11 protein-coding genes are annotated in these 11,336 nt (G+C 30.3%); 3 read left to right on the top strand and 8 right to left on the bottom strand.

Going from position 1 to position 11,336, the window contains the following annotated elements; translation table 11 throughout:
- Nucleotides 1–75, top strand: a 75-nt coding sequence (locus tag L1S47_RS20720) for an IS3 family transposase (RefSeq protein WP_373689018.1), incomplete at its 5' end; no start/stop codon positions are given.
- Nucleotides 76–145: 70 nt separating this feature from the next.
- Here the strand turns inward: L1S47_RS20720 and ftsZ are convergent.
- From ftsZ to sigK, 5 genes are all read right to left on the bottom strand, one after another.
- Nucleotides 146–1,252 (bottom strand): cell division protein FtsZ, encoded by a 1,107-nt coding sequence (ftsZ, locus tag L1S47_RS02730; RefSeq protein ID WP_202766167.1) that lies wholly within the window; start codon nucleotides 1,250–1,252, stop codon nucleotides 146–148.
- Nucleotides 1,253–1,266: 14 nt separating this feature from the next.
- Nucleotides 1,267–2,493 (bottom strand): cell division FtsA domain-containing protein, encoded by a 1,227-nt coding sequence (locus L1S47_RS02725; RefSeq protein WP_238881951.1) that lies wholly within the window; start codon nucleotides 2,491–2,493, stop codon nucleotides 1,267–1,269.
- A gap of 138 nt (nucleotides 2,494–2,631) precedes the next feature.
- Nucleotides 2,632–3,906: a glycosyltransferase family 2 protein gene (locus L1S47_RS02720; protein ID WP_238881949.1), complete on the bottom strand. Its 1,275-nt coding sequence runs from the start codon at nucleotides 3,904–3,906 to the stop codon at nucleotides 2,632–2,634.
- A gap of 195 nt (nucleotides 3,907–4,101) precedes the next feature.
- Nucleotides 4,102–5,157, bottom strand: a complete 1,056-nt coding sequence (locus L1S47_RS02715; protein WP_238881947.1) for a type IV pilus twitching motility protein PilT — start codon at nucleotides 5,155–5,157, stop codon at nucleotides 4,102–4,104.
- Between the two features lie 188 nt (nucleotides 5,158–5,345).
- Nucleotides 5,346–6,041: an RNA polymerase sporulation sigma factor SigK gene (gene sigK, locus L1S47_RS02710; RefSeq protein ID WP_202766163.1), complete on the bottom strand. Its 696-nt coding sequence runs from the start codon at nucleotides 6,039–6,041 to the stop codon at nucleotides 5,346–5,348.
- A gap of 170 nt (nucleotides 6,042–6,211) precedes the next feature.
- Here sigK and L1S47_RS02705 point away from each other — a divergent pair, with 170 nt between their 5' ends.
- On the top strand, nucleotides 6,212–6,508 hold the full coding sequence (locus L1S47_RS02705) for a hypothetical protein (RefSeq protein ID WP_238881945.1): 297 nt from the start codon (nucleotides 6,212–6,214) through the stop codon (nucleotides 6,506–6,508).
- Between the two features lie 229 nt (nucleotides 6,509–6,737).
- Here the strand turns inward: L1S47_RS02705 and L1S47_RS02700 are convergent, their stop codons facing one another.
- Nucleotides 6,738–7,613 (bottom strand): AraC family transcriptional regulator, encoded by an 876-nt coding sequence (locus L1S47_RS02700; protein ID WP_238881944.1) that lies wholly within the window; start codon nucleotides 7,611–7,613, stop codon nucleotides 6,738–6,740.
- 123 nt (nucleotides 7,614–7,736) lie between these two features.
- Between L1S47_RS02700 and fabF the strand changes: the two genes are divergently transcribed.
- Nucleotides 7,737–8,972, top strand: coding sequence for a beta-ketoacyl-ACP synthase II (fabF, locus tag L1S47_RS02695; RefSeq protein ID WP_238881943.1), 1,236 nt, complete (start codon nucleotides 7,737–7,739; stop codon nucleotides 8,970–8,972).
- A 57-nt stretch (nucleotides 8,973–9,029) separates the two neighbouring features.
- Here fabF and L1S47_RS02690 read toward each other — a convergent pair whose 3' ends face one another.
- A complete protein-coding gene (locus L1S47_RS02690; protein WP_238881942.1) occupies nucleotides 9,030–10,064 on the bottom strand; it encodes a sugar ABC transporter substrate-binding protein in 1,035 nt (344 codons plus the stop codon).
- A gap of 138 nt (nucleotides 10,065–10,202) precedes the next feature.
- A complete protein-coding gene (locus L1S47_RS02685; RefSeq protein ID WP_238881940.1) occupies nucleotides 10,203–11,252 on the bottom strand; it encodes a sugar ABC transporter substrate-binding protein in 1,050 nt (349 codons plus the stop codon).
- Between the last annotated feature and the right edge of the window lie 84 nt (nucleotides 11,253–11,336).

The raw sequence follows: 11,336 nt of genomic DNA, 5'->3' as shown, positions 1-11,336 counted from the left end.
AATACTAAAAGACTACAAAAAAAATTAAAAGGTATGGCTCCAATTGAATATAGGAGCCACACCTTAATAGCATGATTTTTTATTATTTACCCTGTCTACTTGACAGGGGGCAGTTCATTTTAAACAACGGTTCTTTAAATTCAAACTATTTTTTTCTATTTCTTAAGAATGTAGGAATGTTAATCTCATCCTCATCCTCTTCAACCTTATGTTGAGCTACTGTTTCTTCTTCTGCTTTTTCTGAAACTATAGTACTAGCTACTTCTTTTTTAGCTTCCTCTTTTGATATACTTCTTACTTCTTCTTCAAAGCCAGTAGCGATTACTGTTATTCTAATTTCATCTTTTAATGTTTCGTCAATTACAGCTCCAAATATTATATTAGCATCTGGATCTGCAGCATCTTGAACAATTTCTGCAGCCTCATTAATTTCTAATAATCCTAAATCAGCACCACCAGTAACATTAAGTAAAACTCCAGTTGCTCCAACTATTGATGTCTCAAGTAAAGGTGAAGAAATAGCCTGTTTAGCAGCTTCTTGTGCTCTATTATCTCCACTTCCCTTACCTACACCCATGTGTGCAAGTCCTTTATCTAACATTACCGCCCTAACGTCAGCAAAGTCTAAGTTTACAAGACCTGGAATTGTAATTAAGTCAGATATACCTTGTACACCTTGTCTTAATACATCATCTGCAAGTTTGAAAGAATCTAATAAGGTTGTCTTCTTATCAACCATAGTTAACAATCTTTCATTAGGAATGATAACTAATGTATCAACCTTTTCTTTAAGGTTCTCAATTCCCATTTCAGCATGCTTCATTCTTCTTCTTCCTTCAAAAGGAAAAGGTTTTGTTACAACTCCTACAGTTAAAATTCCTAGAGATTTTGCAATTTCAGCAACAACTGGTGCAGCTCCTGTACCTGTTCCACCACCCATACCAGCAGTAATGAATACCATATCAGCGCCTTTTATTGCCTCTTCTATTTCTTCTCTACTTTCTTCAGCTGCCTTTTTACCGATTTCAGGATTAGCTCCAGCTCCAAGGCCTTTAGTTAATTTTTCACCAACTTGGATTTTTTGATTTGCATGAGAAAGCATAAGTGCTTGTTTATCTGTATTTATAGCTAAAAATTCAACATTTTTTAATCCTTCAACAATCATTCTATTAACAGCGTTACTACCGCCACCGCCGCAACCTATAACCTTAATATTTGTGAAATCTTGTATATCTACTTCAAAGTCTAACAAAATTTATTCCTCCTTTAGAAAATTCCCTTTAGCATATTTTTAAGTTTGTTCAATTTCTTATTCTTATAATTCTTATTTGCTTCAATTTCATTTTGTTTAAAATCTAATGTATTAAAGTTCTCACATAATAATTCTATATCATCATATGCGCCCTTTACAATAGATAAGGATAAAATAGTTGAAGAATTTTGTAAATTATGACTATTTCTTGTTGTAATTGTAATTTTTTTACCGATAATTGTTTTAGCTAAACCTTTAATGCCCTCAAAATTAACAATTCCTTCACCGAAGATTATTACATTACTTATTTTATCATAGTATGAAGCTTTTTTTAACTGTAAAATTACAATTTTAAGTATTTCTTCAATTCTAGCTTCTATAATTTCCTTTAGTAAAACCTTATCAATTTCTATTGTTCCAATTTTACTATTAATATTATCGTCCAAGTTTGTTAAAGTTTTATAACTAAAGGCATAAATTTCTTTAATTCTTTGGCTTTCCCCTTTTGGCAACCCCAATCCAATTGAAATATCATTGGTAATTTGTTTACCACCAATAGGAATTGAAAACAATTCTTTTGGAATGTCATTATTATATATAGCAATATCAGATACTTCGTCTCCTATATCAATAAGAGCTGTATCATTATAATTATTCTCTAAGAAAAACTTTCTAGAATAAATTATATCAGGTGATATTTTATTTACTTTATAACCTATCAAATTAAATACTTCAATATAACTATCTACAATATTTTTTTTGCAGATTATATGACAAAGATTAGCCTTCAGTCTTCTACTTTTCCACCCAATAACATTTTCCTTAATACTTCTATTATCAATTATATAATCAAGAATTATTGTATCAGCTACTATTTCATTTCGTCCTAATACTAAATTTTCTCTTGCTTTTTCAATAATTTTATTAATATCTGATGCTTTTACTTCACCAGTTTTAATATGACTTTCGTAATTATTATAAGATATTCTGCTTTCTCTTGAAGTTATTCCTACTTGAATAATATAGTCTTTGAGATTTGTATCATTAATTGCTTTATCTAACAATGATTTTAAAACTTTAGCTAAGCTTTCTTTATCTTCAATTATTCCTGCAACTACACCTTGTGAAACTTGACTATAACTATTTAATATTTCTAATTCTCCTAATGAATTTATTATTCCTGATGAAATACTAATATTGTATGAACCTATGTCTACTCCTATTAATGCTATATTTCTCAACTGTCGATTCCTCCTTAAGCTTCATCACATATTCATATTCAACACTCATCACTAAATTCCTTCATGTAATTATTGACAATTCCCATTTAATCAAAATAAAAAAAACTTGGATTTCCCAAGTTTTTTTACAATATATTCTTAGTTCACTTTTTCCAACTCTGTAATATCAATATTTCTAGTATGCTCAGTATGTGACCATTCTTTATCGTTCTTTGCTATTATACCTTGTATTGAAATAGGAACCCAAGTTAAAGAATATATTGGGTTAAGTATAAAGTATAACATAATCTTAAAACTAATTTTCTTTTCAATTGCAAGAATAAAGGGACTATATAATATTTGTAATATAAGTAGAATCAATCCACCGTATATTGTTATATTAGCATTTGCCGAATTTAAAAATGAAATAATTCCTATTACCATATTAGGTACCATCATAAATTGATTATATAAGTTCAATGCTAAAGCTATTCCTAGTAAAATAAGTAGTATTGGTTGTATACTATATAACGCACAATCCAGAGCTACTACGTTTAATTCTGTAATTCCCTTTTTTACTAATTTAAAGAAATATCTGCTTGAAACATCAGCAAATCCTTGCATCCATCTTTTTCGTTGTGACCATGACTGAGCTAAAGTTAGTGGTTTTTCATCATATACTACAGCTTCATGTGCCCAACCTACCTTATGTCCATTAAGAACTAATTTACATGAAAACTCTAAATCTTCTGTAAGACAAGTTGCTCCCCAGCCTAACTCCTTTAAAGTATCTGTCTTGATGCAGAAACCGGTTCCCCCAAGTTGGCTAGATAATCCTACATTGCTTCTTGCTAACTGGAACATTCTATTTGAAAGCCAAAAAGAAATTGAATAGTTTGCTGTAATCCATGTATCGTTAGGATTCTTTGAATCCAAATATCCTTGTACTACCTTATATCCATCAATGAATTTATTATTTATCTCTAATAAAAAATTCTTGCTAACTAAATTATCAGCATCAAAAACTCCCACTGAATCATATTGTTTTTTCATCTTGAATATCTTGTCAAACATCCATTCAAGTGCATAACCTTTTCCTTTTTTAGTTTCATCAAAACGTTCATATACTTTTGCACCAGCTTCCCTTGCTATTGCGGCAGTTCTGTCAGAACAATTATCTGCTATAACAAAGATATCAAATAGTTCTTTGGGATAATCCAGTCTTTTAAAGCTTTCAATTATTCCTTTGATTACTTTTTCTTCATTATGTGCTGCGACAATTAAGGCAAAGCTAGTTTTTGGAGGTTTATGTCCTTTTGATTTCTTTTTAAATAATCCAAAAAGTGAAAGAAACAAAAAATATAGGGAAATGATGAATACTAAATTTGAAAATATTACAGAAATAAAATTAAAGATACCTTTAATATAATACATTTAATGCTCCCCCCTAGTTCATACATATTTTAGCACAAAAAAATGATTATTACCACTTAATGTTATATATTTAAACTAATATTAATATTGTTTTCCTATTTCCTATATTTATCCCCAAAAAATAAAACACCTTGTAAATCTTATCTTAAATTCTTATGATTTACAAGGATAATTTTAGTTTTACCAAAAGATTCTTTATAGTAGCATAATTCGCTTTATAGTCTCACTATCTACTGCGTAGCTTAGTGCTGTTTCTGACGTAATAATTCCTTTTCTATACAATTCAGATAAAGCCATATCCATGGTCTTCATTCCATATTTACTTCCAGTTTGAATAGAAGATTCAATTTGATGAGTTTTTCCCTCTCTTATTAAGTTTTGAATACCAGGTGTAGTAACCATTACTTCAAGAGCTGCAACTCTTCCTTTCTTATCCGCTGTTGGAACTAATTGTTGAGAAATAATTCCTTGTAATACAGCTGAAAGCTGAATTCTTATTTGCTGCTGTTGATGTGGTGGAAAAACATCTACAATTCTATCGATTGTCTTAGCTGCACCTATTGTATGTAAGGTTGAAAATACAAGATGACCAGTCTCAGCAGCAGTTATTGCTATTGCAATAGTTTCTAAATCTCTCATCTCACCTACTAAAATAACATCTGGATCTTCTCTAAGAACTGCCCTTAATGCATTTTCATAACTTTTAGAATCTTTACCTATTTCTCTTTGATTTATTATACATTGTTTGTGTTTATGTAAATACTCAATCGGATCTTCTAAAGTAATTACATGTTCTTCTCTTGTATTATTTATTTGGTTAATCATAGCCGCTAATGTAGTAGATTTACCACTTCCTGTAGGTCCTGTTACTAGAACTAACCCTCTCTTTTTCTCGGTTAATGTTTTTACAATCTCAGGATGTTTTAATTCTTCTAATGTAGGTATTTTTAATGCTATAACTCTTAATGCTAAGGCATCTGAATTTCTTTGCTTAAAGGCATTTACTCTAAATCTACCATAACCTGAAATTGAATATGAGGTATCATATTCTCCCGCCTCGCTATATATAGAATATTTATCCTCTAGAATTTCCATTGTAAATCTATTTGTATCTGCAGGTGTTAATGGCTCTTTGCCAATTTTAATTAACTCTCCATTAACTCTTATTATTGGTGGTATTCCTACAGTTAAATGTAAATCTGATGCTCCCCTTTCTAAAGTATCCTTTAATAAATTCAATAAATCATACATAAATATCCTCCAATCTAATTTGCATAGTATCCCTAAGTATATTATAACATTTTTTTCATATAAAAAAATCTCCATTTCAACATAAAAGGCTAAAATCTGTTTTTTTATATAATTAAAGTTCTTTTACACTTTGTCCATAAGTCGAAAGTGAAAATTCTAACTATATATCACAAGATTTTAGCCTTATACTAGTACCTTCCATTCATTTCCTTATATAATTTTTTCAGAGCTTTTTTTTCTATTCTAGATACATATGATCTCGAAATACCTAAGAGAGCAGCTATTTCTCTTTGTGTTTTTATCTTACCATCTAGAAGTCCATATCTCATTTCAATTATTTCTTTTTCTCTTAAAGTTAGAAATTTGCTCATTTTGTTGTACAAACTCTTAACTTGAAGATTATTTTCAACAATCTCTACTACTGAATCACTATCACTACTTAGTACATCCATTAAACAAATTTCATTGCCTTCTTTATCAATACCAATGGGATCCTGTAAATATACTTCTCCCTTGTTTTTTTTATTATTTCTAAAAAGCATAAGAATTTCATTTTCTATACACCTAGCAGCGTAGGTAGCAAGTCTAGTTCCTTTGGTTGAATCAAAAGACTCTATAGCCTTAATTAATCCCACTGTACCAATTGAGATTAAATCATCAACCTCCTTGTTTTGTACAGAATACTTCTTTACTATATGTGCCACAAGTCTCAAGTTTCTTTCAATAAGTATTGACTTTGCTGAGGTTTCACCTTCACGTAATTTTCTTAAATATAGTTCTTCCTCTTCCTCGGAAAGAGGTTTTGGAAAAGTATTATTGTTTACATATCCTGTTAGAAAAGGTAAATTGCATATTAGCTCAAATAAATTTGCAACAATAATCAAAGCCTTGCCTCCTAGTAATGCTTATTAATATATTATGAGGTAAGCCTGTACTTATTTACTAATATTTTTTTATTTTTTTCCTATAATTATGCATATTTATTTTTAGAAAATACTATTCAGCTTGTATAAATATTATATAGGTAAACATATACATTTTATGAGGTGATATCATGAGAATAATTAATGACTCTGTTAGGTTTTCCGAAAAAACTTCTGGTGGAAGAGTATTAAATAAAACTTATAAAACATATCCATTCTATGTATCCCAAGCAACCGTTGCTCTACAGGGAATCGATTATGGATTTTCTGATGAAGAAGGTCCATTTTTCAGAAGTACAGTTGATTGTAAGTTACAAGTTATAAGCCCCTATGAGGTTCAAGTAACAGTTGTTTTCGGGTTTAGAGGCAGTAAATTTGAGAAAAGAACTGATGCCATAATAAATTACACCCTGCTTCTATTTTCATAAAGTTAAAAAATCGCCAAGGCGATTATGAGCCGTTGATTTTTTTCTCGCATCTGCATTTCCAAACGCATGTGAGGATAATTTGGCAGGCGACTGATTTCTTTTTTACTCTTTAGTGGTATCCATTAAATCTTTAGATTATAATTCAAACTTATAATCGTATCCTAAATCTTAAAATATTATAAATTCCTAAAGAGTAAAAAATAGAAGTAGCTTTAATGGCTACTTCTATTTATTCTATAGGTTGATAAATATCAAGTTCACAATAATTATCTTTTGTTAATGATGAATCTATATATTCAAGTCTAAAGGAATCTGCAAATTTAAACTCTGATTTATATATCCATTTTCTATATAAATGAGCTAGAACTCTTCCTATATGTCTTCCCCTAATTTCATCAGGATTAAAAAATCCAACAAATCTAAATACAACATATTTATTTGCAGGTATCGTTACACCTTTCATTCCATTTGGTATATGTTCTAAATCTGCTACCTGTATAGATGGCATGTAGTATATATATCCGTTATCATTTTGACTCCAATCTGTATATCCAATATAGATGTGTGAATTTATTGGATTCTCAATTTCATTTTTTCGATTATAAAAGAACTCACGTCCATAAGTATTAGCTGCATTGTCTCCAGATTTGCTCATTATCTTATATTCAGTACCTACAATATTAAATTTTTGTTTAAATATAAAAGAAGGTTTATAGGTTATAGAATTGTCCACAGAAAGTATATCATTTATATTTATTTTTTCTGTAAGTACCATTGAAACATCATCTGTACGAACTTTTAATGGTGTGTGTCCAAATTTTTTCTTAAAAGCTCTAATATAAGATTGCTCATAATTAAAGCCATAATCCATTGCAATATCTATAATTCTCTTATTAGTATGTACCAATTCATTTATACTTGAAGTAAGTTTCCTTGATTGCACATATTCTATGATAGACTCGCCTGTTAGGGATTTAAATACTCTATGAAGATAATATTTTGATATTCCAGTCTCTTTAGAAATTTCATCTAAAGATATTTTATTGTAGATATTATCCTCAATATATTCTATGCATTCTTCTATTGTATCCTTTAAATCAATCATAATAACCTCAATCGATGCTTAAAAAAGCAATTGTTGTTCATTTTTAATAAATTATATATGATATTTTATTTAGTGTAAATATATGTGAATATTAATACTTTATATAAGATGGAGGTTTATAAAATGAAAAAACGTGTAGTAATCACTGGAACAGGTGTAGTTTCATCTGTTGGTATGGGAACTGAAGAATTCTGGAATAACATAAAAGAAGGAAAAAGTGGAATAAGTAAAATAGAAAGAGTTGATGTTTCAGATATGCCTACAAAAGTTGCAGCTGAAATTAAAGATTTTAATCCTGAAAATTATATTGAAAAAAAAGAAATAAGGAGAATGGATAGATTCTCACAGTACGCTGTTGCTGCAGCGCAAATGGCCATAGAGAATTCTAAGCTTGACTTAGAAAATGTCAACAAAGAACGTCTAGGCGTAATTGTAGGTTCAGGAATTGGTGGAATCGAAACTTTAGAAAATCAATATAACACTCTAATTGAAAAAGGTCCAGGAAGAGTTAGTCCATTTTTAGTACCTATGATGATATCCAATATGGCATCTGGTCTTATTGCTATAAGATTTGGTGCAAAAGGTTTTGTTGAATGTACAGTAACAGCCTGCGCAACTTCTACAAATACATTAGGAGATGCATTTAAGGTTATCCAAAGAGGTGACGCTGACGCAATAATCGCTGGTGGTACTGAAGCCTCAATTACTAGATTATGTTTAGCTGGCTTCTGTTCAAGCAAAGCCATGACTAGAAATGAGGATCCAACTACTGCTTCAAGACCTTTTGATAAAGAGAGAGATGGGTTTATCATGGGTGAAGGTGCTGGAATGCTAATTCTTGAAGAATACGAACATGCAATTAAAAGAGGTGCCAATATTATTGCTGAGGTTGTTGGATATGGTTGCACTAATGATGCTTATCACATTACTTCACCAGCAGAGGGTGGCGAAGGTGCAGCAAGATCAATGAAAACAGCAATTGATGATGCAGGAATAAACCCATCAGAGATAGGCTATATAAATGCTCATGGTACTTCTACTTCAGCTAATGATAAGAATGAAACAGCTGCTATTAAAACTGTTTTTGGTGAATATGCTTATAAATTACCTATTAGTTCTACAAAATCAATGACTGGACATATGTTAGGGGCTACTGGTGCAGTTGAAGCAATTATAACTGCTCTAGCACTTAAAGATGGATTTATACCTCCTACAATAAACTATAATACTCCGGATCCTGAATGCGATTTAAATTACACTCCAAATAAAGGCATATCTACTGATATAACTTATGCTCTATCAAACTCTCTAGGTTTTGGTGGACATAATGCTACTATAGTTTTGAAAGCATTTAAATAAAAATCTTGTTTGAATTTCTAAAAAACTGCCTAAGTTAGGCAGTTTTTTAATTAAGATTTACTTAAGGTTATTCTTTCCATATACATCTTCTTTTTTTAAGTATCCACTATTTATAAGTATTTGAACTAAGTTATCTTTAGTTACCAATGTAGGTGAAATAAATATAGATTGCACATCTGTTTTACCATTATTAATAGTATCAGTCGAATCTATTGCTTCACCAAGTGCTAGTTTTTTTGCAGATTCAATGGCTACTTTTCCCAACTCCCTTGTGTCCTTAAAAACTGTCATAGATTGTGTACCTTCTATAATTCTACGAATAGCTTGAAAATCTGCATCCTGACCAGTTACAGCAACTTTTCCTGCTAACCCTTGTTCTTTTAAAGCATCTATTGCCCCACCTGCAATATCATCATTTGGTGCTAACACTGCATTTACAGAATTCTTATTAGCAATCAATGCCTCTTTTACAAAACCATATGCAATTTTAGGATCCCAATTATCTACTGCTTTATCTGTAACAATTTTTATATCTCTCAATGTTACAAGCGGATTTATAAATGCCATTGCCCCTTCTTTAACTAGCTTGGCATTATTATCCTCAGGATCTCCTGATAAGATAATATAGTTACCTTTTGGAACCTTTTCGATTAAATATCTTCCCTGTAGTTCTCCAACTCTTTCATTATTAAAGGTAATATATAAATCTAAATCACTATTTTTTATTAATCTATCATATGCAATCACTTTAATATTTGACTTATGTGCTTTATCTACTAAGCTCTCAAAAGCCAAAGGATTAATAGCAGCTATGATTAAAACTCCAATACTGCCTTTCATAATCAGTTCATCGACTTGTGCTTTTTGCTCATTTTCATCTCTAGCTAGTCTGACATCTAATGAAACACCAATTTCTTTAGCCCGTTGCTTCATTGCTTCTAAATCTTTAATCCACCTTTCCTCCTGCTGTAAGGGTAGGGATACCCCTATTGGTGCTTGTCTGAAATTAAAGAATACTTCATTAAATTCTAAAATGTCTTTATTTATAAACCTAATAGGTACATGAAATTCATTTGGTAAACTTAGGAACATGATTACCTCTATAAACTAATTATTTATTTATAAATTTATTCAAATAATCATTTATCTATGAATGTTTTCATATATTAAAAACTAAGAATCATTTTTATAATCTTTTTATGTCAATAAAATAAAAAACTACCCAAATTATTAGGTAGTAAAAACATCAGATTTTTTAATAAATCCACTATTTATTAGGATGGCCTCTAAATTATCTTTTGTCACAGCTACAGAATCCAATAAAATAGATGGTACTTCAATTTTACCATTATTGGTTGTACCACTTAGATCTAATGCTTTTCCTTCTGAAAGTTTTATTGCTGCATCTATTGCTGTTGCTCCTAAAGCTCTTGTATCTTTGAAAACAGTCATTGCTTGAGTTCCTTGTACTATCCTTTTTGCTGCTTCAACATCAGCATCTTGACCCGTAACTATAACTTTTCCTGCTAATCCTTGTTCTTTTAATGCATCTATTGCCGCTCCGGCAATTGCATCATTTGGTGCTAATATTGCATTTATGTTATTTTTATTAGCCTTTAGTGAATCAGCTACTATTTTATATGCATTTTTAGGATCCCAATTTAATACTGGCATATTTGTAACTATTTTAATTTCTCTTTGCGTAACTAGAGGTTGAATAAATTCCATTGCTCCTTTTAACAAAAGTGCCGAATTATTATCTTCAGGATCTCCTGTTAAAATAATATAATTACCTTTTGGAACAGTTTTTGTAAGATATTGTCCTTGAATTTCTCCAACTCGTTGGCTATCAAAGGTTACGTATAAATCAACATCACTATTTTTTATTATTCTATCATAGGCAATTACTTTAACATTTACTTTATGTGCTTTGTCAACTATTGAAGCTGCAGCAACTGAATCTGTTGGAGCTATTACTAATATACTTATACCCTCTGATAACAATTTATCCACTTTTGCATCTTGATTAGCAAACACGTTATTTGAAACTTCTGATTTTAAAAATGCACCTTTATCTTTTGCTTCCTTCTCCATTGCTGCAAGATCTCTAATCCATCTCTTTTCTACTCCATCTGGTAAGGATACTCCTATAGTTCCTTGTCTTGTACCACTGTCCACAATTTCTTCTTCTCTCATTAAAATTAGCTTATCTATTTCTAAGAAATCCCTACTCACATAATTAAATAGCTTAGATAAAGGTTTTGGTATTAATTGGTACATAATGCCTCTTTAATACTATTATTCTTATAACTAGAATATTCAAGCTAAATAAAAGCTATGTATATAATTCTAATTAAATTTAAT

The sequence above is a fragment of the Clostridium sp. YIM B02551 genome, from assembly GCF_022324735.1.
Lineage (GTDB): Bacteria > Bacillota > Clostridia > Clostridiales > Clostridiaceae > Clostridium_T > Clostridium_T paridis.
The sequence above is the reverse complement of the archived record's forward strand: the minus strand, read 5'-3'. Positions and strand labels throughout refer to the sequence as shown.

Excerpts from the sequence above, each read along its gene's own strand:
- L1S47_RS02685 (WP_238881940.1), bottom strand. The coding sequence starts at position 11,252 with ATGTACCAATTAATACCAAAACCTTTATCTAAGCTATTTAATTATGTG.
- L1S47_RS02705 (WP_238881945.1), top strand. The coding sequence starts at position 6,212 with ATGAGAATAATTAATGACTCTGTTAGGTTTTCCGAAAAAACTTCTGGT.
- L1S47_RS02715 (WP_238881947.1), bottom strand. The coding sequence starts at position 5,157 with ATGTATGATTTATTGAATTTATTAAAGGATACTTTAGAAAGGGGAGCA.
- L1S47_RS02720 (WP_238881949.1), bottom strand. The coding sequence starts at position 3,906 with ATGTATTATATTAAAGGTATCTTTAATTTTATTTCTGTAATATTTTCA.
- L1S47_RS02690 (WP_238881942.1), bottom strand. The coding sequence starts at position 10,064 with ATGTTCCTAAGTTTACCAAATGAATTTCATGTACCTATTAGGTTTATA.
- fabF (WP_238881943.1), top strand. The coding sequence starts at position 7,737 with ATGAAAAAACGTGTAGTAATCACTGGAACAGGTGTAGTTTCATCTGTT.
- L1S47_RS02700 (WP_238881944.1), bottom strand. The coding sequence starts at position 7,613 with ATGATTGATTTAAAGGATACAATAGAAGAATGCATAGAATATATTGAG.